Origin of the sequence: uncultured Fibrobacter sp. (genome assembly GCF_947305105.1) — a bacterium.
Taxonomy (GTDB): Bacteria; Fibrobacterota; Fibrobacteria; order Fibrobacterales; family Fibrobacteraceae; genus Fibrobacter.
The window spans coordinates 269,392-294,316 of sequence record NZ_CAMZCS010000001.1 but is presented as its reverse complement, the minus strand read 5'-3'; the positions used below and the strand labels follow the sequence as shown (position 1 = coordinate 294,316).

Below are 24,925 nucleotides of genomic sequence, written 5' to 3'. Positions count from 1 at the left end.
GTGTTTTAGATTTGAAACTTTTAGCGGGTCACAGAAATGGAACGGACCTTGCTGCCAACCCTCACCATGTAAACACCGGCCTTGCCGAACTTGGCAAAGATGGCATCGTTGATAGAAGTTCCGTTGGCAAAAGTAACGCTGCCAAGAGAACGGCCCTGCATATCGAACACCTGAGCCACATGGCTGGTCTTGTTCAAGCGAACATTCTTGGCCAAAGCCAGGGGATCTTCTTGCGGATTGGTTCCCGGATTCGTAGCGGGATTCGTGCCAGGATCCGTCCCCGGATTTGTACCCGGATCAACGGTAGTAGCACCCGGCAGGCTGAACTTCACGTAGTCCACATTCGTATTTGCATTTGCAATGGTGATGCGGAGCTTGTGTTGACCAGCAGTGAGAGTGGCCTTGCCCTTGGCAAGTTCATAGGCATTCCAGTCATCTGCAGTTCCCGTGAAAGCAAGAGAGGCAAGAGCCGTGCCGTCCAGGGACAGTTCAACCGTACCTGCACCGGAACCGTTCGAAACGTTGGCTTCGATATCGTATTCACCGGCCTGAGTAACGTTAATGGTGTATTCGAGCCATTCGTCGGCAGCGGTATAACCGATTGCCTTACCAGAGCCACCGCTCACGATGTCGACACTGGCATAATCTTCACCGCGATAGGTGTGGTCGCCATCGTCACCCGATGCACCCTGCGCACCGCTGTACGTAACGCCTTCGTTACCTTCGTCAAAGTTTTCGGCTTCGACAGAACCCGGAATGGAGACTGCCGTGCCACCGAACGGCTTGCGTTCGATTTCCTTCGGCGGAACGACCTCGGAAGGAGATCCGTTATCCTTCATGTCGAAGTAGGTGTATTCCACGGAACCCGTAGCGCCGCCACCAGCTTCGGTCATGAGCATCACTTCGGTCACCTTACCGAACTTGAGCGAAGCAGAGCCACCGCCCTTGGAACCCTTGAGTTGCTTGTTCTGGCCCGTGAAGAGTTCGTCCCACTTCTTGAAGTGGGCAGAAATGTCGATATGGCCGCACTGACGCGCACTCTGACGGATGCTAAAGAACTGGACGAAGGTGGAAGTACCCGACTTGGAAGGTTCCTGCTGGCGAAGGAAGGCGTGGATGGTGTACTTGGCGCCGTCCACAGTGATTTCACCGAATTTTTCACCGACGTAGTTTTCGCTCGGCTTGCTGTACCAGTCGTCCACGATGTAGTATTCGGTTTCCGGGTTAGCAGTCCAGCCATAAATACCGATATAGCCATACTGAGCAGAGCCCGTCTTTTTGTAGTTGTAATCGACCGTGAAATACTTGGATTTATGGTCAATACCGCCACCACCATACTGATAACCCACGCGGGTCAGGTAGTCGTTAGAATTGTTCCAGTTGGCCTTGAACGTACCGTTATCGTAGTAGGTCATCGAAGCGCTGCCACCCTGATACCACTGTTCGAAACCCCACGGGGTGCCGCTGATGGAACCGACCGAGTTCCCGCTCACTCCATGTCCAGAACCTGCAGACTTGCTCATCTGGTCCTTACAGGCGTCAACAGCGAAAGCACTGCCTAAGCCGCAAGAAACAATGAGTGCAAGACTCATTTTGGCAATTTTAGATACACTTTTCATAGTTTACTCCTCATAAAGTTATCCTTCTTAATATAGGTGCGAAACCACAATAAATAGCGAAAAAAGCGCAAAAGTCGTTGTTATAGGAAACAACACGAAACAGTTTACAAACAGTCATTTCACAGCGTTTTTTGACAAAAAAAAGACCCAATTCCGGGAGGGAATCGGGTCAAACATCGTTTAAAACGCGATTTAGCGTTCTACAGAGACAATCTTGGCTACAGAGCCGCGCTTGACCATGTAGATAGCTGAATGGGGGAACTTGCTTCCGACGGCAGCCTTGAGGGTGGAGCCATCCTTCAGTTCAACCTTGCCGAGGAACTTGCCCTGCATGTCGAACACCTGATAGGTACCAGCCATGCCAAAGTTCGCAATTTCGGCCGGAAGGGCACTGGGGCCGGAGCTGGAGGAACCGGCGGGGGCAGTAACGGCCAGCTCAGAACTGGAGGATTGACCAGCGGCGTCAGAGCTGGAGGCCGGGGCCTTGTCAGAACTAGAAGCCGGAGCCTTGTCAGAACTGGAGGCCGGAGCCTTGTCAGAACTGGACTTCGGAGCCTTATCAGAACTGGATTTCGGGGCTTCGGAGCTAGAAGACGGAACTGCAGATTCGAGAGGATGCTTCTTGTCTGTCATCTTGAAGTAGGAGACATCGAAGGAACCAGTACCGCCGCCGGCTTCGACAAGCACCTTGGCTTCGTACATCTTACCCATCCTCATGCCGAGTTCTTCCCATTTCTTGAAGTGAGCCGTGATGTCGATATGTCCGCAAGAACGGGAGTTACTACGCACGCTGAAATACTGGGGGAAAGTCGAAGTACCTTTAATGGAAGGCTGTTGGACACGGGTATTCTGCCAAATTTCGTACTTGGCGCCATCCACCTCGAATTCACCCTTTCTCTGGCCGAGGAGGTTTGCACCCGGCTTGCTGAACCAGTCATCCACGATGTAGTATTCTACCAGCGGATCAACCGTCCAGCCGTAGATACCAATATAGTTGTAACCACCGGCACTACCATCCTTTTTCCAGTTGAAATAGGCATCGATGGGGCCAACTTGCTCGTAAGTCTGCTTTTCGTCGTATCTGAATCCGACACGAGCAAGGAAGTCTCCTGTATTGCTCCAACTGGCCTTGTAAGTACCATTATCATAATAGGTCATGGAATTGTTGCCGCCCTGGTACCAGATTTCATAGTGGTACGGAGAACTGCCGACGTTACCCGTCACGCTGGAGTTGTTCTGGCCCTGGGTCCTCGATTCTTTGCCTTCATGGCCCATATTATCCTTGCAGGCATCGATGTCCGCATATGCAGACGAGACAAGCCCCATCGCAAGGGCAAGGCCGAATTTCAATATTTTTTTATTCATCTTTGAGCTCCTCTTATGGTTATTTATCAACCATACCATATGTAATCTATACCCTTTTCCACAAAGCTTCTCCCAGCAGAAATAAATGATGTTGTATCATAAAACAACATTCCTTGACTTGTGATTTCCGCAAAAAAACGGCATTTTGTGACAAAAAAAGACCCGTTTCCTCATGAGGAAACGGGCCATTTTCAGCAATGTTTCTAAAATTTAGCGCTTTTCGGCAGAGACAACCTTAACGGCAGCACCCTGCTTCAGCAGATACATTCCGGACTTTCCGAACTTGTTCACGACGATTTCCTTCAGAGAAGCGCCGGACTTCAGTTCAACCGTGCCGAGGAACTTACCCTGCATGTCGAACACCTGGGCGGTACCGGACATACGGAAGACCTTCATTTCGGCAGGGAGAGCGAGACCCGAGGAGCTGCTGCTTACGTTGGCAGGAGCACTAGAAGACGATACGGCATCGGAGCTGGAAGCCGGGCCAACAGAGCTGGAAGACTGAGCGTCGGAGCTGGAAGCCGGGCCAACGGAGCTGGAAGACTTAGCATCGGAGCTGGACTTCGGAGCTTCGGAGCTAGAAGACGGGGTTTCAGAAGAACTGGGAGCAGCACCTTCGATATAGACTTTGGCATAGGGGAAGTCGTATTCGCCACGGGCATTCGGACCCGAATTGCTACCGGCTTCACCAAGGATCTTGGCTTCGTGCAACTTACCCATTCTCATGCCGAGTTCTTCCCACTTCTTGAAGTGGGCGGTAATATCGATGGTACCGCAATCGCGCATCGAAGTACGCACGCTGAAATACTGCTTGAAATAGGTATTGTCGCCATCGATGGAATAAGAGGTGCGGTCACCTTCATAAACCTTGTACTTGGCACCGTCAATTTCATACTCGCCATGAGCCTTTTTAGAAGATCCCTGAGCAACCCAATCACCGGGCATGTACTGGCTACCGGAGTTGTCCACGATATACCATTCTACCAGAGGTTCACGGGTCCAGCCGTAAATGCCGATGTAGGAATAGTCGATTCCGGAAAGATTACCCTTGACCAGCTTGAAATCCGCCTTCATGTGGCCAATTTCCTCGTGGGTCTTATCGCTATTGAAAGAAAGACCGGCACGGCACAGATAGTCCTTGGCACCGGTCATCTTGCAGCTGAAGGAGCCATCGTCGTAGAACGTAGCGGAACCACCGTTGCCGCCTTCGTTCCAAAGTTCGTAACCAATACCATTGCTGAACTTATCCACTTTATTCGTGGAAACTTCCACCTTAGAACCGCTATGAGCAGCAGTTTGGCAGAAATCCTGAGCCAAAGCGCTAGAAGCGGCAAAAGCTACACAAAGAGCCGAAGCCCCAATAATTCTCGTTTTCATAAAACCTCCAAAGTTTGTACCAAATATAGATAAATACTGATTTTTTTCTTGTTTTTTTTGTTTTTTTGCAATTTTCTGTAGTAAATAGCACAATAAAAAAAGGGTTTTCTTGCCGAAAAAACCTTTTTATACTTTTTTTTACATTTTTTCAAGCTATTTTGCCACGGAAAGCACCTTGAAAACCCCGTCGGACTGCACCATGTAGATACCCGGCCTGCCGAATTTTGCAAAAATAGCACTATTTAGTGCCATTCCCGCCGGTACCGTCAGCTTACCCAAAATACGGCCCTGCATATCGAAAACGACCAGGCTGCGGTCGGACGAACTAATGTGGACCTTTTGCATCATCGCCGTGGTCGATTCAGACGATTTTGCAGCAGGTTTCAATTCCTGGGTTACAGAGCTAGAAGATTCAACGAGGGCATCAGAGGCCGGCACGGCAAAACTCGATTCCGGAGTTGCGGAACTGGAGGATGGAGCCGGAGAACTAGGCTCCGATTCGGTCACGTTGAAATAGGTGAAATCTATCGTAGCAGAACCATTGCCCGCTTCCGCAACCATCATGACCTCGTTCATCTTGCCCAGATTGAGGCCGAGCTCCGTCCATTTCTTGAAGTGGGCCGTGATATCTATATGGCCGCACTGGCGGGGTATGCGACGGACACTGTAAAAAGTCGGATAGTTTATGTCTCCCTGGACATACAGCTTGTTTTGCTTAAAGGAATAGATGTCGTACGTATCCCCGTCTACCGTAATCTCGCCCTTCTTTTCGCCCAAATACTCGGGATTCGGTTCGCTGAACCAGTCTTCCAGGATGAAGTAATCGGCGCGCGGATTATCCGTCCAGCCATAGATGCCAATATACGAGAAATCGGCACTTCCCGACTTGGTGAACTTGAAATCCGCTGAAAAATTGCCAAATTCGTCAAAATTTTTGCTTTCGGCATACCGGAGACCGACTCGGGCAATGAAGTCTTGCGAGCCACTCCATTCCGCAGAAAAGGTTCCGTTGTCATAATAAGTCAGGGAGCCCGAGCCTTCGGAATGCCAGAGTTCGTACTGGAAACCCGAATTGCCGACGTCCCCCTTGACGCTCTCGGAACCGGTCCCAATGACTTTCTTGCCCTCGCCCACATGGCCCATTTCGTCGTTGCAGGCATCGGCCGCATAGGCGGAAACCGCAAGCACCAAGGCAACGACAAAGCCCGTTTTTAGGATTTCTTTTCTCATATTCCTGCACCTACCTTCTCAATAAACTATAAAAAAAGAGGCCATCCCGGAAAGATTGCCTCTTTTTTTACTTTCTGAGTTCGTTTTTTACGGACTAGACGCCTTCCGGAGTCGGATTTTCGCCTTCGGAAGCGGAAGCATCCACGGAATCGTCATCGACTTCGACGCCTTCCACCTTGTCGAAGGTCTCCTTCGCCTCGGCGCTATCGTGTTCGATATCTTCCACGCTCGGGAGGGCGGTCGCATCTTGCACCACGTCGCCTTCGCGCAAGCTGATGGCCTTCACGCCCTGGGCATTACGGCCCGTGAGGCGGATGTCGGCAGCCTTGATGCGGATGACCTGGCCTTCCTTGGTGGTGATGATCAAGTCGTAATCGTCGGCAACGCTGTCCACGAACACGGCCGAACCGATCTTGTCGGTGACGTTCAGGTTCTTGACGCCCTTGCTGCCACGCTTGGTGACACGGTAGGTACCCGGCTCGCTGCGCTTGCCGTAGCCCTTCTCGGTAATGGTGAGCACCTTGTTGCCCGCCTTGAGCCACAGGAGCGAGATGACCTCGTCACCTTCGGAGAGCTTGATACCACGGACACCATGAGTGCCACGGCCCATCGGGCGGAAGCAGGTGATCGGGAACGTGACCGCCTGGCCGTTGCGGGTGGCAATCATCAGCAGGTCATTCGGAATCGGGCGCGCTTCCAGATTTTCGGCATCATCGCCTTCGGCCTCACCATCGGCCGGTTCGGCAGTCTCGGCAGACTGATCGGCGGCATCTTCGACATCGCCTGCGTTCAGGGAAGCCTTGTATTCTTCTTCGGTCATGCCCACGAGCTGCACCTTCACGAGTTCGTCGCCCTCATCCAAGCTGATGGCGTTCACGCCCGCCTTGCGCGGACGGCTGAACAACTTGAGGTCCATCTTGTTGATGATACCCTTCTTGGTCACGAACACGAGACAGAAGAAACCGCCGAACTTACGTACCGGCACAATCGCCTGCACGGTTTCGCCGTCCGTAAGCCCGACAAAGTTGACAATCGGGCGGCCCTTGCCGTTGCGCGTGCCTTCGGGCAGGCGGTAGACCTTGGTCCAGTAGGCGCGGCCCTTGTTGGTGAACACGAGCAGGTAGCTGTGCGTGCTCGCCGTGAAGATCTGCTCCACGTTGTCCTCGTCCTTGAGGCCGGCACCGATAATGCCCTTGCCACCGCGGTTCTGCGCCTTGAACGTGTCGATAGGCAGACGGCGGATGTAGCCTTCGCGGCTGAGCGTAATCACCTGTTCCTCTTCGGCAATCAGGTCTTCTTCGTCGCTATCGTCGATAGCTTCGCCGATGGTGGTGCGGCGTTCGTCACCGTACTTCGCCACGACGGCATCGAGCTTTTCGAGCATGATGGCGATGCGGCGTTCACGCTTTTCGAGAATGTCCTTCAAGTCGGCGACAGTCGCCACGAGCTCGTTGTATTCGGCTTCCAACTTTTCGAGGTTGAGGCCGGTGAGCTGGCCGAGGCGCATGTCCACGATGGCCTGCGACTGGATTTCGTCGAGGTTGAAACGTTCCTGCAAAGACGCCTTCGCGATGTCGGTCGTCTTGCTCGCCTTGATAATCTGAACGACTTCGTCGATGTTCTGCGTCGCGATGCGCAGGCCTTCGATAATGTGGAGGCGGGCTTCGGCCTTCTTCAAATCGAACTGCGTCGAACGCGTAATCACATCGAGGCGGTGATCGATGTAAACCTGCAGCAGTTCCTTCATCGTGAGGACCTTGGGCAGGTTGTTGATGAGGGCCAGGTTGTAAATGCTAAACGTTGTCTGTAACTGTGTGTACTTGAACAAGTTGTTCAAGACCACCTCACCCACAGCGTCGCGGCGCAATTCAATAACGATGCGAATGTCGCGGCTAGATTCGTCACGGATGTCGGTAATGCCGTCGACACGCTTTTCGCGAACAAGGTCTGCAATCTTCTTGCAGAGTTCCGCCTTGTTCACCATGTACGGGATTTCAGTGACGATGATGCGCGGCTTGCCCTTGGAATCCGTCTCGATTTCGGTGCGGGCACGCACGCGCACGCGGCCATGGCCCGTGAGGTAAGCTTCGCGGATGCCGGAACGGCCACAGACGACAGCGCCAGTCGGGAAGTCCGGGCCCTTGATGTAGTCCATCAGGTTCTCGTCCGGAAGGTCCGGATTTTCGGCCAAGGCGTGTATTGCAGCACCGACTTCGCGCAAGTTGTGCGGAGCCATGTTGGTCGCCATACCCACGGCAATGCCGGAGGTACCGTTCACGATCATGTTCGGGAGTGCCGAAGGCAGAACCAGCGGTTCTTCAAGAGACTCGTCGTAGTTCGGGCCCATGTCGACGGTATCCTTTTCCAGGTCTTCGAGCATGAGCGCGCCGAGGTTGTTCATCTTGGCTTCGGTGTAACGCATGGCAGCAGGGCTGTCGCCGTCGATGGAGCCGAAGTTCCCCTGACCAAACACCAGCGGGTAACGCAGGGAGAAATCCTGGGCCATACGCGCAAGCGTCTCGTACACGGCAGAGTCGCCATGCGGGTGGTACTTACCGATGACGTCACCCACGATACGGGCGGACTTGACCGTACCCTTGTTGGGCACCACGCCCAGCTTGTGCATACTGAACATCACGCGGCGATGCACGGGCTTGAAGCCGTCGCGCGCATCGGGCAGCGCACGCGCCACAATCACGCTCATGGAATAGCGGAGGTAGCAATCCTGCATGTCCTTCTCGATGAGGGACTTGAACTGCGAGCCTGGTACCATTTCTTCTGACATTAGTTAACCTCAAATTAGTAGACAGTAGGAGGTAGACAGTAGGAAGGTTTGAGGTCGGTCACCTATGGTTCCCTCTGAGGTATGAGCACGACCTCAAAGCGAGTTTACGAGCGACCTCATAGCTCAAAGCGCAAATCTACCATTCACCTCCTGCAATCATTTCATTTATTTTTTTCAAACTTTTCTCATCGGTCTGGTCGATGCGGTGGGGAGTGACCGTCGCATAGCCTTGATTCAGCAAATAATCATCGCTATCCACGGGCTGCTCGTCCCACAGTTTGTCACCGTCCAGTTGCCACAAGCCCCCATCGTGGGAGTAGTGGTCCGTAAACATTCCAAGGGCCATCCTCGTCGCCTTGAAACCCTTGAAGGTTTCGGCAGTGGCCTTTGGGAAATTCACGTTCCAGAAAACACCAGCGGGAATATTTTCGAACAGGCGTTTCTCGACAGTTTTCACGGCAAAATCAATTGCAACAGGCAAGAGGGAGGCATTCATCCCGCGCAGCGAAAGCGCAATGCCCGGCACCCCCCAGAGGGCCGCTTCACGCGCTCCGGCGACAGTCCCCGAATAAAGCGAAGACACTCCGGAATTTTCGCCCACGTTCACGCCCGAGAAGCACACGTCAAAAGCTCCCGGACCATGCCCCGCGGTTACCTCCAAGCCATAGGAAGCAAAATGCCCCAAGGCAAACTTCGTGCAATCGGCAGGGGTCCCGTCCATCGAAAAGACCTTGTAACCGGCCTCGGAAGGGGCTTCTTCGACCTGGAGGCCACGGCGTACCGTAAAGGCATGAGAAACACCGCTCTGTTCCGATTTCGGCGCAAACACAAAAACCTCCCCATAGGGAGAAAGAGCGCCAGCGAGGGCGTGCATGTTCGCGCTATTCACTCCATCATCATTCGTGATGAGGATACGCGGTTTCTGTGCTTCTTGCATGTAATATAAAGATAGTAAAAAGCGTAAAAGTCGCGCATAGATTCAGGCCTCCGAACACAGCCTTTTCACGCCAAATAGAACTATATTTTCAGCATGTTTTCCGAGAAAAAATTTTTGGCAACCAAGGACACCTCTAAGGCCAAACGCATGGCCGAATTATTGCGTGTCATCATCTTGCAACTGGGCGACGACGTGCCCCGCGCCAAGCGTGAATTCGACACCTATGCCGAATGGATGAAACTCCCCGAAAGCGAGCGTCTTACCGGTAAAAATCAGGCACAAATGATAGACCTCTACAAGACATTCCGTACCCGCGCCGGACTCGGATTCGAACGAGATGTTTACCTAGAGCAAGAACCGGGCGATCGTGAAACGCCAAACGAAGCTCCCCTCCCCTTCGCCGTACTCGTCCACAACCTCCGCAGCGCATTCAACGTGGGTTCCATCATCAGGAGCACGGATTGTTTTGGGCTCGAAGGGGTACACCTGAGCGGTTACAGTTGCGGTCCCGATCATGTGACCGTAAAAAGCGCCGCCCGCGGATGCCAGGAATGGATCCCCATTAAGCGCTGGGACAGCCCATTCGATTGCGTCAAGTGGCACAAGGAAAACGGCTACGAGATCATCGCACTCGAAACCGGCGAAGACATTCCGAGCATAAACAACGTAACATGGCCCGAAAAGGGTCTCATCATCCTCGGAAACGAAGAATTAGGAATCGCCCCCGAACTGATGGCAGAGGCGACGATGAAAGTGACAATCCCCATGGCAGGCCGCAAGGCGAGCATGAATGTCGCCGGGGCATTCGCCATTATGTGTTTTAAGATAAGGTCGGAAGTAGGAAGTTAGAAGTAGGAAGTCTTATACCTGTCTACTTCCTACTGTCTACCGTCTACTATTTCGCAAGCGACTTCACTGCCTCGGTGAGGCGGTCAATCGCCTGGATGAGTTCATCCATCTTGGCTTCGCTCACGCCACCGGCAACAGCGGCAGGGACATTCGCGACAGCTGCGGCAGCCTGGGCCGCAGGCTTCGGAGTTTCTTTCACGGGGACCTTGCCAAGCCAGATATCCGGCCAGCGGTCGTTACCCGTGTGGTAAGTAATGCGGGTCGCAGTTTCCACCGGTTCTCCAATCTTCCAGATATAGAGTTCGTAGTCGAACAGGTCGTGGTCGTGGCCCTTGTCGGTCGCACCCCAAACAAGCCACTTGCCATCGGGCGTGAGGCGCGGGAAATATTCATGGCTGCGGCGGCCGGGCAAATCCATCAGCTTCACATTCTTCGGGATGCCGAAGAAGCCGACCTTCTCGACTTGCTTGCCATCCTTGGCGCTAAACCACAGGATTTCACTCGGAGCAGCGGTACCGCCATTACCCGTCGGGTTCACGCGGTAGAGCTTGGAGCCGTCAAAATTCCAGTCAATCTGGCAACCATCGCCGGACTTGGTCCACACGGACTTTTCCAAATCCCACACGCCCGTTTCGCGCATGGAGCCGCGGAGCGTAATCGCCACATGCTTGCCGTCGGGACTCATGTTGGGCTCTTGCAGAATCACGCCAGACTTGTTGAATGCCTTTTCGCCATCGAGTACGAGCGTTTCCTTTTTGCTCGCAAGGTCCATCGTGAAGACTTTACCGGCACGGCTGAACACGATAGACTTGCCATCGGGCCTCCAGGTACCCCACGTGGCGTTGTCCACGACTTTGCGCGGATTCTCGCCCGAGATGTCGACCATCCACAAGTCCCACTTTTCAGGGTAGTTGGCGTCGTTTTCGGGAACCCAGCCCCCCTTGCTGCGGTTGAACAGCACCGTAGAGCCATCCGGAGAAATGCGCGGGAACCAGTCCACATTGTCGCCTTGGGTAAGCGCACGGGCATTCGTGCCGTCGGCGTTCATAATCCAAATATCGTGATGCGAATTGGCACGGCTCGTCGCCCATACAATCGCCCCCTCAAGTTTACCCTTCAAGGCAGAAAGCGCCTTCTGCTCGTCGGCAGACGGATCAACAGCAGCTCCCGTCGGGGCACCCTGCTGGGCAAAAATCGAAGTCACGGCAAAAAGCACCGTAGCAGCAAACTTAGGATAAAGCGATTTCTTCATAAATAAACCTTTTTCTTTGAAAAGAATAATACAAAAAAAACGGATTATCAAAATCCGTTTTTACTTTTCTTCGTCCTCAATCGCATTACTTGATTGTGAATGTCCGGATTCGGGCCATACCCGCAGACTGGACGCGGACCAGATAAGTTCCGCAAGGCAAGTCTGCCAGCGAGACGCTCGTAGAATTCGCACCGGCACGGAACGACTTGACAACGACACCCGTCACGGAAGCGACGTCCACATGGGCAGCCGTATGCAAGTTCAGCTGGAGTACGCGGCCATGCAAAGCGAACGATTCTGCCGGGAGCAAGGCCGGGGCGGCAATTGCATCGGCAGCGGAACTGCTCGTTTTCGGGCCGATAGCACTACTGCTAGACCCATTCTGTACCGGCCCAGAACTGCTGGAACCCGAGCCAGGCCCCACCCCGCTCGACGAAGAGACTGCCGAAGATTCAGGCCCGGCACTGGAGCTCTGCGGTGCCGCAGGAGGATTGGCAAAGTTCGGCATGTTTCCCGAAACGAGGAGACCGCAAAGGACCTTCATGGACTGTTCAAAATAAGCTTCATCGCCCAAACTAACTGCTTCTGCCCAATAGGCGTCCAATTTGCCCTGATTCGAAGCATCCGTAACTAGAGAGGTCATCAACGTTGCAACAAACGTACTATTGTGGTCATTCCACATCTGCTCTCCGCCACGTTCAATCGTTCCTTTGATATTCGCAGGATCCTTGCCACTCACCCACTTTCCAAGCTTGTCGAGCATCGTCTTTGCCTTTGACTCACCGAACCAGTAAAAGTCCTGAGCCAGGCGCCAAGGCGTACGGGCAGCATCGTACCCATAGTACTTATCCATACCCTTTCCGCTGGCATCGCACCAGTTGTCAAAAAGCCCCGTAGAGTATTCCGCCGAATTGGCTTCGAGTAAAGTATAGTTGGCATTCAGCGCGGTAGTTTTCCAGAACTCGGCATTTTCCGTATCCACTTCGGCAAACAGTTTGTAATATGCAGGAGCCGCATACGAAGGGTTCTTTTTGTCGTTCCACGCATCGCCCGGCTTGTGCAATCCGTTGTCTTCAAACTCGTACTTCTTTACGTTTTTCAAAAGAGTACGCGCTTCGTCGAGATACTTTTCATCGCCAAACTGATACGAGGCCATGATCAAGGCAGCAGCGACATCCATTTCGGCGTCCGTTGCAGCGTTGGCCTTGTTGTCCGACGGAGTCAAAGTTCCAAACGCCCAGTTCATGAGCCCATGCTCATTGGAGCCAGCCTTGTAGAACGCCCACAGTTTATCGAACTGGGACTGATAGCTCGTCGTATTGTCACTGAAATAGACCATCATCAACATGCCGTAGCCAGTCCCTTCCGAGACATAGCTACCCGGGTCTTTTTCAATAGCGGCATACGAACCGTTTTCCTTGTACTTGTTCTTCAAGTAGTAGTCAAACGCAGCCTTCAACTGTGCAGCCGATTCCGTCGGATTCGAAAGCACAATCCCGTTTCCACCATAGTTGGTGCTCTGCGGGTACGGGAAATTGACCGTTGCCTGGGCCAAGCCAAAAGCAAACGTCGATACCATAGCAATTTTTACCAAACCATTCATAAGCATTCCTTAAAAGGTTTTTCGCCTGATGCAACATTCATCAAACATTCTTATTAAAAATAATGAATATTTCGGGAAATAGGGCATAGCCCCAAAGCCATACGTGTTCAACATCACTTTTTCCCAAAATAAAAACTTACCTTTCACTGACAAAATTCCAAATATCGTGATTTAGAACAATGTAGAGAGAATCACGGTACGCAACATTCCAGTCTTCCTGCGCTTCGAGCACCGAGAGGAGGCTCCCCCAACGGGCATAATAGCGGAGCGGGAAAATGGCGCGGCCAAAATGCAACGAATCGGCATCGTGCATGAACAGGGCCGGATCGTCGGCATAACGCAGGTAGCGTTCAAAGAAATCCGCCGTCTTGAGGATAAAGCGTCCGTCGATGTAGACAGGGTCCGAAGGATTCACAAATTCGAGATAGCCACCGGCACGGTCGTCGTTGAACAGATGGCCTTCGTGCGGGTGAGCGGCCATCCAGGCGGCGGCATCTACCGGGACACGTTGGGAAGCAATCATGGAAATATCGTAAGCGAGGAGAGAACGCGCCCAGAGGCCGAGAAGGAAGAAGAGTAGGAAGTAGACAGTAGACAGTAGGAAGTAGGAAGTAGACAGTAGGAAGTGGTTAGTGGTTGGTGGTTGGTGGTTAGTGGAGAACGCGACCGTGCCATACAGCAACACTGGCATATACAGCACGAAGTTGCGTTCGGCGATGAGCGCAAGGGCTGCGGTCGCAAAAAGGCAGATTGGCATCAAGCCGAGCCGGCCATTGAGCATATTCCAAACGGCAAATACAAGCCCGGCGACACACAGGGCAATCATCACCACACATTCCAAAGCATTCTCCCCCGCCAACAACAACGTGAACGGAGAACGGTTCTCGGCGATTTCGCTTGCAAATACGCTAGCCGACGGGCTCATTCCGACAAGGCGGTCCAAGAGGCCAAACGGATAGAGGAACAAGTTCAGCCCTTCGCTGTGCAAAAACGGCATTGCAAACAGGGCAAGCACAACGCCCACATGGAATAGCCGGACCTTTTTCGGCAACTTTATTTTCAACCGCCAAGCACCGAGCCATGCAGAAACCAGTACCGCCAGCGCAAAAAGCGGGCCCAAGATGTAGAGCCCTTGGCATTTGCACCAGAACCATTGAATGACTAGGACGAAAAGGAGAAGGAAATAGGTTCGAGGCTCGAGGCGCGAAGTTTGAGAAGAATGGGACGATGAATTTAAAATTTCGGGAAGGAGGTTCCAGTAGATTCCGAGGAACAATAGCGAAAAGAGCACGGGGCGGATTTCGAAGTGGTAGCGGAAAACGAAAAGGACTAGTGCAGCAAGCGTAGCGCCAACAAGCGCAGCGGGCTTACTTTGGCTTTCTGCACAACGTTCCCTATGCGGCAACAGGAAAAGCGCAAAAACGATGCCCCACAAAACCGCCTTGAACGCAACGAGGAGCGGGGCACCACCAATGCCGTAGACAAAGCCCACCACCCTCTGGAAGTATTCGTGGACATTCACCACCGGCGAACGGGACGGAGTCCAAGTCTGCACCCACTCGCGAGCGCAAGCCAAATGCCACCAGATATCCGTATCGGTCAGCGGGAATATGGAAAACAGAGCCGCAACAAATGCGACCGCAAAAACAGTTTTCCTATTTAAAACCGAGCATTTCAATCAGCGTTACTTTATTATCGATTCAAGTAAAGAGTCCAACCGAGAAGATACCAATTCAGCACCCAATGCACTCAAATGGTCAGAATTCAAAGCCATGGAATCGGTATAATCATGATTCCCCATCTTATTTTCATCCATCACAACGAAATTGGGATACAACTGTTCCATGTCGGCAAGGGCTTTCATGATCCGTTCTGCAACACTCCGAGAAGGCCCATAACGGCCGAACGAGCCTGTATTCTTATATGCAGGATTCTGCGGGAAAACAACCCCCACCACATAAATTCCCTTAGAAATAGCCTGTGACAAGAACGCAGAAAGTCTGTCCAAATTCCATTGTACTGCTGCATAATTCCGATCGGCCCATGTAGAATCCGATTCAACAAGCACACTCCCCCATTCCGCCGGATTGTTCATGAGGTACCCGCGGGATCCGTAATACAGCAAATGCCCCGCCTGAGAAACTTTGTACGACCGGTCCCTAGCTACATGAAATCCAGTGGGTAATCCATCCGGCCAGAACGCATGATTCGCATCATAAACAAAACCGGGCAAGCAACAGAACATTTTTTCAGTGAATTCCGTTGTCATCTGCCACAAATCAAAATCCAAAGCCACAACCACGGCCTTCAATTTTTTCAGGTGGTTAAATCCGTAATTTTCAGCAATATACAAGGACGCATCCATATCATTCCCAGGATGCCCCATATTGACCGCAAATCCCGACGTAATTTTCGTCGCATAAATACCATCTTCTACACGGGAACTGCCCACACAGAGATACTCTATTTCGTCCATATAGTCAAAAAGAATCTTCATCTTTATGGCTAAAACTTCATGGGTCCACTCCATTCCTTCGGTAAAATATACGCCTACACTATCCAAATCCAGCGAGGGGTCAATTGTTTCTCCAGAGATGTCACCCGTGTCTCTAGACGAAGAATTGTCAAGGTCGATCCAAAGACTCGGATGCCACAATTCATCGCCTTCAACCAGTTCAATGTGGCTGCTGTCCGACAAGTTCATCAATACAATTTTTGAATGGGCTCCATTTGCATTCGAAAGTGTCGCCACAACAAATTTCCCGTTTTTCAAGACCCATTCCGTATGGTCAAAAACATAGCCCGGAGGTGCTGCAACAGACTGGATTAACTTGCCCGTACTGTCTGCGACAAACAACCGCTCATGCACTGCGTATTTTTCACCAACAAAAGCCTTGCCCGCTTCTCCAGCAAAATCCAAGAAAAGAGTACGTTTGCTGTAATCTTGCGCCAAAGACACATTACAAGCTTGATTCCCGCCAAACCATACTGTATCACGGGCATTATCCATAACTGTAGCCCCTGAAGCCGCTATTCGAGCGCGCAAAAGTTTCGAGCCCGAAACAGCAAGGCCGTTGTCTTCGCTAATTCCTCCATGATACGCCCCGTCAAAAAGTTTTTGGGGCGTACCAAACTGGCCTCCAGCAAAAGCTACCTGCCAGGTGGAAGACTTACTAAATTCCGCATCGTCACTATTATTCCCCGAACCGCTCACATATACGATAACTGTGTCCCCATTGTCAAGGACACGCCAACGGGGAATGGCAGCATTCTTCACATCAAGTTTTACGAGATTTGCCCCTTCCGCATTCAAGTCGCGAACATACAATTGAGATTCGCCAGAAACACCTTCGATTCCAGTACAGAAAGCCACCTTTTTCCCATCGGGCGAAATTTCGGGATGATAAACGTCTAGGGAATCGTCTATTTCGAACACAGACAAGCCACTCCCCATATAGTCGATATAGGCTAGATTCCCAGATAAATCGTCACGGAATGCAAGTTTTATGTTCTTTGAAGAGATATAGCTCTGCAATTTATTCAAGCTTGCAACCGGAACTATTTTAGAACCGGATATTTTACCATTTCCAAACATCCAAGTCGGATTTGAGATAGAACCAAAAGCCAACCGGAAACCCAGATAATCCGAAAGCGACGAAGACGTCACCTTATACACATCCCCTCTGCTAAACAGAGTGATAGTCGCAGCGGCATTGCGGAAACTCCCGCCCTTGACAACACGCTGATCGAATGCGCCCCCGTCAGTAGCTCCCACATAATTAGGGACAATGGTATCCTGTAAATTTCCGAGCCAATCATTCACCCATTCCATCGCATTGCCCATCATGTCGCAGAAATCATTTTCAGAGGCAAGGCTACAGACCGGATGCAGTTTATATTCTGAATTGTCGGCAGTCCAACCTTTTGCCGAATCCCAGTTTTTCGATGCGACATAAACCCATTCGGCCTCCGTAGGCAACCGAAACGCATTGACCTCGGGATGGAATACAAAACCTTCCAAATTCACGCAATGCTTGTCTTTATCATAAACCGCGACAGAATACGAATAAGCCGTATCCATATTTTGATTCTTGCTCAATTCGTTCGCATAAAGCACTGCGTCATAAAAGGTAACATTCGTTGCCGGGACATCTTTTTTGGAACATTTCAAGACAAGGCCATGCGACGGGTTCATCAACGCATTAAATTCGCCACAAGTCACCTCATGGCGCATCAAGAAAAAATCATTTTTTAGCGAGACTCTCATTTGCGGGCGTTCACTAGCAGGGACATTGCGCATGTCGGAACCCAATACGACCACAGTATCGGGAAGATCGACATGACGCCAATCTTGTTCCAAATTGAACACATTCCCTATAGGCGGATTTTCCGAATTTATAGAAGAAAGGTCATTTGTCGAACACGCCAACAAAAGCAGACAAAAAAATCCTATCCCTATTTTCTTCTTGATCCGCAAAATTCCCTCTTATAACTTTTTCAACTTGGCATCAACTCTTTCGCTCAATTTATATGCGCCGATATAGCTCAAATGATCCATGTTATATCCCATCGATTCATCTTGATAATCGTGCTTGCCCCACTTGTTTTCGTCCATCCACACGACATCGTATTTTTGGAGAGAATCAAACAAATCCTGCGTGACCGAGCGGCTCGGCCCATACATGCCGAACGCACCTGTATCTTTGTACCCCGCATGGCGCGGAATTACAAGAGCAACAACCGTCACGCCATGTTTTTTGCACATGTCGACAATGGATGCGAACACCTTCATATTCACGCCCACAATTTCATCGTCAAGCTTCATCGCCATCGTATCTGCAACGACATCCGGTGTGTACCAAGAAGTCGAAGGCAACAGGAAGTTCTCGAAATCGTACGGGTGCATCAATACCGAAATGGGCTTCGGGGCATCTTTCACAGCCTCCATGAACCCGTCCGGAATGCTGTCCATCCAGAAATTGTGGTTGGCATCGTAAGCATAACCGACCGCATGTTCCAAAATCGGATTCCACGATTCATCGGCGCTACGCCAGAACATGTCGGGCGAGATTTCCAGGACAAGGTACTTGAAACGAGGCAGATGGTTGAACATGTAATTTTTCAGCAGATATTCTGCACCGTAAAGGTCACCCGAAGAATACGCCATGTTCAACATGTTCACCGACTTAAACTGTTTCTCGTACAGGCCGAACAACGTGCGGGAACTGCCCATGGCCACCGCCGTGACCGAATCCATGCGAGTCCAGAAGTTTTCCATTTTCACACGGAGTTCCACAGAGTAATAGGGCAAACGGTCGCTGTAGTACATTCCGGCACTATCGATGTTCACACTGGAGTTCCCATTCACGGACAAATCGGGATTGACCCACAAGCATGGGTGCCAAAGTTCGTCACCTTCGGCAAGGATAATCGTACTGGAATCGTTCAAATCTGTCAGCGAAATTTTGGAATGGTTTCCGGAAGGCGTCACCAGCGTACCCACAACCAAATTCGTTTTCGAGACCCATTCCACATGGTCAAAGGTGTAGCCCTCGGGGGCCTTGACGGACTGGATCAGCTGCCCCGTACTGTCGACAATCAGCAGGCGTTCATGCGCCCTATACGTTTCGCCCACAAAATTATCGTCTGTTTTTTCGCCAAAGTCCAGGAATGCGGTACGCTTGGAGCCATCCTTGGAAAGCGATGCGTTACAGGCCTGCTTGCCGCCGAACCACAAGGAATCCTTGTCCGTCATCCATGCACGCAAAAGCCTTGCTCCCGAAACGGCGAGTTTGCGGTCATCACTGACTCCACCATTGTACGTTCCGTCAAAGAGCTTTTCCGGCTTGCCGAACTTGCCACCGGCAAACTTGACCAGCCATGTCGATTGGGATTTCCAGACAGACATATCGTCGTTGGTTCCACCATCGGTCACATAGACTATGACCGTATCGCCGGCAGCCGTCACATTCCAGCGCGGGATAGCGGCGCTTTCCACATCCAGCCGGACCACCTTGGAATCCACAGCCTTCAAGTCGCGCACGTAAAGGGCCGAATTTCCGGGAATGCCTTCGGCCTTTGTACAGAATGCCACCTTGCTCCCATCGGGAGAAATGTCGGGATGGTAGGAATCTATCGTGTCGGGAATTTCCAAGACAGAAAGCGTCCCGTTCATATAATCGATAAAGGAGATGTTCCCCGAAGTCTCGTTACGGAAGGCCAATTTCGAATGGAACGTTCCCGTTTTCGTGCGCACATTCATCGATGTTGCCGAGGGGAACACTCTAGAACTTGTCGCAATACCATTTTCACTGAGCCAGACAGGATCCGGGATGGGGCCAAAAGCCAGACGGAAACCGACATACGGTGCAAGCGTCGAAGATGTGACTGTATAGATATCGCCGCGGGAATACAGGTTGATATTCGCGATGTCATCCCTATAGGAACCGCCCTTGAGGACGCGTTCGCCAAGGCTCCCGCCATCAGGAGCTCCTACATAATTCTCGACCGTCGTATCGCGGAAAAATCCCAACCAATCGTTCACCCATTCCTTGACATTGCCTTCCATGTCGCAAAGGCCCGAAGAGCGAACTCCTTTGGAGCAATAATCGTGCAAATCGTAGCCGGAATTTCCACCGTTCCAAGAATTTTCCGGAACAAAGTCGAGTGAGGCGGCATAAACCCATTCCGCTTCGGTCGGCAAACGGTAGCCTTCGACCTCCGGGTGGAAAACAAGATCCGCCATGTTGATGCAATTTCCGATAGCATTATGATTCTTTTTTGAATAAGTATAAACAGTATCGAACCCGTCCTTGATGCTTTTCCTGTTAGCCATTAGAATGGCATCGTAATAAGTCACGTTACGTATAGGCAGGAACCTGTTAATCTCGTCGGCAGCCCCCCCCATCACTTCGGCATACTCAGCATGAGTCACCTCGTGTGCGCTAATGGAATAATCGTAGGAGAATTCCACCTTCATCTGCGGATGTTCACGAGATGTCGAAAGCGAATCATTCGTCCCTAAAAGAACCGAATGTCCCGCAGCATGGACTTTCACCATTCCCAGATGTTGCAAATCATTTTCCGTATAATCATAATCTTCTGGAACATTCGGAATATTGGGCTGCGAAAGTTTTTCCGTAGAATCCGTACACGCCCAATACAAAGAAACGAAGGTTACAAAAAAGAACTGCCGGAAAATTCTCATCATAATAAAATCAAATATAATAACACACTTAAGGACGCACGATTCCTTCGAGGCTATCTAGCAATATATTCAATCGCTCCGTAAACTGTATCGCGCCATAAGCACTCAGGTGGTCCCTATTGGATGCCATGATGTCGGTATAGTCATGGAAGCCCATCTTATTTTCATCCCAAAAAACAAAATGCGGATAGGCGGTTTTAAGGTTCTCGATTTCTTTCAACAGTCTCGGAGCTTCGCTTCTGCGGATTCCATAGCGGCCAAACGAGCCCGTATTCCGGTAATTCGGGCTCTGCGGGAACACAACCCCTATGACGTAAACACTGCGATTCTCCGCCATTTTCAAGATATTTTCTAGATGAGATAGAGCCGCGTAAAAATTCTCCGAACAGGAACTCATCCATGTACTGTCATTTTCAACAGCAGGAAATTCCTCCCAAGTTCCCGGTTGTGCATAATCGTATCCCCGGGAAGGAATGAAGACATTCTGGTAGTATTCCATCCCCATTGAATATGTCGTCATTTCCGCCAAACCCTCGGGATAGCCATTCTTCCAAAAATCATGATTTTCGTCGTACACGAATCCCGGATACTTCTTGTAATTCTTATAGAAGAAATTGTATTCACTATGTTCTTCTTTATGCCACAAATCAATATCCAAAGAAACTACGAGGTACTTCAAGTTTTTAACATGCGGGAAAACATAGTTACGGGCAAGGTAATCCGAAACGGTCATCATATTCGGGACATTCGCAAGATTCAAGGTCCTAAAGGGTTCGGGCAGGTTATTCGAAACAATCCCTCCCTGAGGGCGCGAAGAACCTAGGACAATGACATTAGCCCAATCCTTATATGTCCAAAGCAGTTCCAATTTATAGCGCAAGATTGCCGCAGCAGGGTCGTCCGTCACGGTCAAATAGACTCCTGCACTATCCGGATCGAGCAAGACATTTGCCACAAAATTTTCCCGTTGCACCCAAAGAGCGGGATGCCAAAGTTCGTCCCCTTCGACAAGGTCGACAACACTACCATCCGAAAGGTTTATGAGGACAACCTTCTCATGGGCACCATTGATGTTTGTCAAAGTGGCCACAGCCAAGTTGCCACTGGACGTCCACTCAGTATGATCGAATGTGTAACCGTTGGGAGCCGCGACCGTCTGGACCAAGTTTCCGGAGCTGTCCACCACTAAAAGTCTTGCATGCGTTCCATAATCATCGCCCACAAAAGCCCTTCCCGTCGTTCCGCCAAAATCCAAGAATAGGGTCCGTTTGCTGGAATCCTTAGCCAGCGAGGCGTTACAAGCCTGTTCTCCATTGTACCAAACCACATCTTGCCCAAGAACGTTGGCTCGGAGGAGACGCGCTCCAGTCACGGCAAACAAATTATCGTTGCTGACACCGCCGTGGTACGCCCCGTCAAACAGTTTTTCTGGCATACCGAACACGCCGTTAGCAAACCGGACCTGCCAAGTGGAAGCCCCCTTGAATGCGAATTCATCCGCATTATTGCCGGCATCTGTCACGTAGACAATGGCTGTATCTCCATTTTCAAGTACACGCCAGCGCGGGATAGCCGCCGATTCCACATCGAGCTTCACGAGGTTTGTCCCGTCTGCATTCAAGTCGCGCACGTAAAGAGCCGACTTCCCCGATACGCCTTCGAGACCTGTGCAGAAAGCGACCCTCTTGCCGTCGGGAGAAATATCTGGATGGAACACATCGATAGTATCTGTGATTTCGGTTGCCGAAAGGATTCCGCCAGAATAATCGACAAAGGCCAAGTTCCCGGTCAAGTCGTTGCGGAATGCGAGTTTCGTGCGGAACGTTCCCGTCTGGGAATGAATCGTCGATGAATTGGCCAAAAGCACAATGCGGCTCGACGAGGCTTTCCCACTGGAACTCATCCACGTTGCATTGGGAATCTTGCCAAACGCAAGCCTGAATCCGACATAGTCCGCCAAAGTCGAAGACGTCACCGTATATACATCGCCGCGACTGTAAAGTTTCATGGAAGAGACTTCGCTGCGGAAACTACCGCCTTTCACGATGCGCTCTCCAAGCGTGCCACCATCGGGTGGTCCTACATAATTTGTGAGAGATGTATCGCGAAAACCGCCAAGCCAATCGTTCACCCACTCCATCGCATTGCCAGCCATGTCACAGAACCCGTATTCAATCGTTCCCATTGAACACACTTCGTGCAACTTATAATCCGAATTGCCGGCATTCCAACCCGAATTGGGATTCCAGACCATTCCCACAACAAACATCCATTCCGCCTCGGTCGGCAAGCGAAATCCATCCACTTCGGGATGGAAGGCGAAGCCCTCGAGATTCGTACAATGCTTTTCGGCATCGAATGCGGCATTGACATAGGTGTAAGCGGTATCGAAACCACCTACCTTGCTCCGCTCATTGGCATACAGAACCGCATCAAAATAAGTCAAGTTCGTCGCAGGGATATTATCGCTAGCACATTGTAGCAAAAGCCCTGTCCTTGGCGTCATCAGGCCATTGAACTCACCACACGTGACTTCGCTGCGCCCCATCAAAAAATCGTAATCGAAGTGAACATGCATTTCCGTACGTTCATTCGCTTTCGCGGTAGCCACATCTGTCCCTAGAACGACTTGTTGGCCATTTGCCACCACATGAAACATTCCCGGCAGAGAATCTTCCAAAATAACGCTTTCAGGATTAAGGCCCGACGATGAATCGTCAAAAAAACCGCACGAGGCCAAAAAAAGCACCAGGGGCATTTTGAGCAGACAACGATTCATATACTAAAGATAAAAAATAATAGCACACTTAAGGATTCATGATTCCTTCAAACCCATCAAGTCGTGAGAACCCATCTTGTTCCCGTTGCACCCAAAGAGCAGGATGCCAAAGTTCGTCACCATAGGCTAAATCCGTAATTTCGCCATTGGTCATGTTTACAAGAACAATCTTTTCATGGAAGCCATCAGGATTCACCACAGTCGCAATGACAAAGTCGTTCAAGCCGGCAATCCACTCGGTATGGTCAAATGCATAAGACGCAGGGGCCGAAACCATCTGAATCAAAGCTCCAGTGCTGTCGACCACCAGGATTTTTTCGTGCCCTCTATAGGCTTCACCCGAAAATTCCCGTCCCATTTTTCCAACAAGGTCCAAGAACAGCGTGCGCTTGCTCCCATCCTTGGCAAGGGAAGCGTTGCAAACCTGTTCGCCATTATACCAAATCACATCACGATTGCCAATGCGGGCGCGAAGCAGACGGGAACCCGTCACGGCAAACGAGTTGTCTATACTAACACCGCCATGATAAAAACCGTCAAGGATTTTTTCGGGAACTCCAAATTTGCCATCTGCGAATTTCACTTGCCATGTAGAGGCCAACTTGAATTCCGTTTCATCATCATTGAGGGAAGTTTTTGTCACATAAACGATAACCGTATCGCCATTTTCAAGGACGCGCCAGCGCGGGATAGCCGCCGTTTCCACGTCCAGCTTCACCAAGTTCGTTCCTTCTGCATTGAAGTCGCGCACATAGAGGCTCGAAGCACCCACCATTCCCTCGTGATTCGTGCTGAAAGCAACCCTCTTTCCATCAGGAGAAATATCCAAATGGAATACATCGATATCATCCTCGATTTCTGCCACCAACGGGGAATCACCCGAATAATCGACTAGGACCATATTCCGAGTCATGTCGTTACGGAAGGCTAGTTTCACTTGAGACGCTCCCACCAAAGAACGGACTTCCAACGAATTGAGCAGAAGAACCACATTGCTATTCGCCGCATTCTCTGTGAACGATGCATTGGGAATTTTCCCCAAGGCAAGTCTAAAACCAATGAAATTAGCCTTCATCGAAGAGAGCACCATGCCAAGATCATCACGCGAATAGTAGGTCATATGGGCCGCATCCGTAAAGTAGCAGTCGCCCTTCACAATACGCCCACCCAGCGAACCGATATCCAAGCCGCCTACGTAATTCGACACGGTTGTATCCCGGAATTTTCCGAGCCAGTCATTCACCCATTCCATCGCATTCCCGACCATGTCACAGGGCAGATCCTCTTTAGCGGCGATAGTACAGACATCGTGCAATTGAGAACCGGAATTGCTGAAATTCCAGCTTGAATCGGGGTTCCAATCCTGCACAGCCGCATAGACCCATTCGGATTCTGTCGGCAAACGGAAGCCCTCTACTTCGGGATGGAAAGCATAGTTTTCCAATCTCAAGCAATGGTAATCGGCATCGAATATCGCATAGGCATAGGTATAAGCGGTATCAAGGTTTTTCGCCTTGCTCAGCGCATTGGCATACAAGACCGCGTCATAAAAAGTCAAATCAGTGGCGGGGAGATTTTCACCTGCACATTGCAGCGCAAGGCCTGTTGTCAAATTCATCAGTTTATTAAACTCGCCACAGGTCACTTCGTGCCGACCTATTGAAAAATCATAATCGAAACGCACCTGCATCAACGGGCGTTCAATGGCTTTCGCAATCCAATCGTTCGTCCCCAACGAAACAAGCTGATTGGATGACTTTATTTGAAGCATTTCCACAGGGAACTCATTTTGAAGCATTTCCACAGGGAACTCATCACCAGCGCTGGGAACCGGCTCAGAAGGATCCGATGAAGAATCATCAAAAAAGCCACATCCGGCAAAAAGAATTCCCAAGAAGGTGAAAACTATACTCCATTTCATA

At 50.9% G+C, this 24,925-nt stretch carries 13 protein-coding genes and 1 pseudogene; 1 reads left to right on the top strand and 13 read right to left on the bottom strand.

All coding sequences use genetic code 11. The annotated features are described in order from the left end of the window. Positions 1-20: 20 nt before the first annotated feature. The 6 genes and pseudogenes from Q0Y46_RS01205 to surE form a co-directional block, all read right to left on the bottom strand. Positions 21-1,619, bottom strand: coding sequence for a glycoside hydrolase family 11 protein (locus Q0Y46_RS01205; protein WP_297943926.1), 1,599 nt, complete (start codon positions 1,617-1,619; stop codon positions 21-23). A gap of 192 nt (positions 1,620-1,811) precedes the next feature. Further along, positions 1,812-2,915, bottom strand: a pseudogene (locus Q0Y46_RS01200) (glycoside hydrolase family 11 protein); the annotation flags it as partial. A 279-nt stretch (positions 2,916-3,194) separates the two neighbouring features. Then, the gene (locus Q0Y46_RS01195) at positions 3,195-4,361 is read right to left on the bottom strand and encodes a glycoside hydrolase family 11 protein (protein ID WP_297943923.1); all 1,167 of its coding nucleotides are present in this window, start codon (positions 4,359-4,361) and stop codon (positions 3,195-3,197) included. A gap of 153 nt (positions 4,362-4,514) precedes the next feature. Further along, a complete protein-coding gene (locus tag Q0Y46_RS01190; RefSeq protein WP_297943920.1) occupies positions 4,515-5,591 on the bottom strand; it encodes a glycoside hydrolase family 11 protein in 1,077 nt (358 codons plus the stop codon). Positions 5,592-5,685: 94 nt separating this feature from the next. Then, positions 5,686-8,376 (bottom strand): DNA gyrase subunit A, encoded by a 2,691-nt coding sequence (gyrA, locus tag Q0Y46_RS01185; protein ID WP_297943917.1) that lies wholly within the window; start codon positions 8,374-8,376, stop codon positions 5,686-5,688. 136 nt (positions 8,377-8,512) lie between these two features. After that, on the bottom strand, positions 8,513-9,313 hold the full coding sequence (gene surE, locus Q0Y46_RS01180) for a 5'/3'-nucleotidase SurE (protein ID WP_297943914.1): 801 nt from the start codon (positions 9,311-9,313) through the stop codon (positions 8,513-8,515). Positions 9,314-9,406: 93 nt separating this feature from the next. Between surE and Q0Y46_RS01175 the strand changes: the two genes are divergently transcribed. Next, positions 9,407-10,162 (top strand): TrmH family RNA methyltransferase, encoded by a 756-nt coding sequence (locus Q0Y46_RS01175; RefSeq protein ID WP_295682032.1) that lies wholly within the window; start codon positions 9,407-9,409, stop codon positions 10,160-10,162. Between the two features lie 46 nt (positions 10,163-10,208). On the opposite strand, the gene Q0Y46_RS01170 is transcribed toward Q0Y46_RS01175, so the two are convergent. The 7 genes from Q0Y46_RS01170 to Q0Y46_RS01140 all read right to left on the bottom strand — a co-directional run bounded on the left by Q0Y46_RS01170 (position 10,209) and on the right by Q0Y46_RS01140 (position 24,924). After that, positions 10,209-11,414, bottom strand: a complete 1,206-nt coding sequence (locus tag Q0Y46_RS01170) for a hypothetical protein (RefSeq protein WP_295682029.1) — start codon at positions 11,412-11,414, stop codon at positions 10,209-10,211. Positions 11,415-11,499: 85 nt separating this feature from the next. Beyond that, positions 11,500-13,017 (bottom strand): glycosyl hydrolase family 8, encoded by a 1,518-nt coding sequence (locus Q0Y46_RS01165; RefSeq protein WP_297943909.1) that lies wholly within the window; start codon positions 13,015-13,017, stop codon positions 11,500-11,502. A 136-nt stretch (positions 13,018-13,153) separates the two neighbouring features. Then, positions 13,154-14,695, bottom strand: a complete 1,542-nt coding sequence (locus Q0Y46_RS01160; protein ID WP_297943906.1) for a hypothetical protein — start codon at positions 14,693-14,695, stop codon at positions 13,154-13,156. Positions 14,696-14,701: 6 nt separating this feature from the next. Further along, positions 14,702-17,446 carry a TIGR02171 family protein gene (locus Q0Y46_RS01155; protein WP_297944009.1) on the bottom strand — a complete coding sequence of 915 codons (2,745 nt, stop codon included), beginning with the start codon at positions 17,444-17,446 and terminating at the stop codon, positions 14,702-14,704. A gap of 57 nt (positions 17,447-17,503) precedes the next feature. Continuing rightward, positions 17,504-20,227 carry a TIGR02171 family protein gene (locus Q0Y46_RS01150; RefSeq protein ID WP_297943903.1) on the bottom strand — a complete coding sequence of 908 codons (2,724 nt, stop codon included), beginning with the start codon at positions 20,225-20,227 and terminating at the stop codon, positions 17,504-17,506. 25 nt (positions 20,228-20,252) lie between these two features. Continuing rightward, entirely contained in the window at positions 20,253-23,003 is a 2,751-nt protein-coding gene (locus Q0Y46_RS01145) for a TIGR02171 family protein (protein ID WP_297943900.1), read from the bottom strand. Positions 23,004-23,031: 28 nt separating this feature from the next. Next, a complete protein-coding gene (locus Q0Y46_RS01140; RefSeq protein WP_297943897.1) occupies positions 23,032-24,924 on the bottom strand; it encodes a TIGR02171 family protein in 1,893 nt (630 codons plus the stop codon). Between the last annotated feature and the right edge of the window lies 1 nt (position 24,925).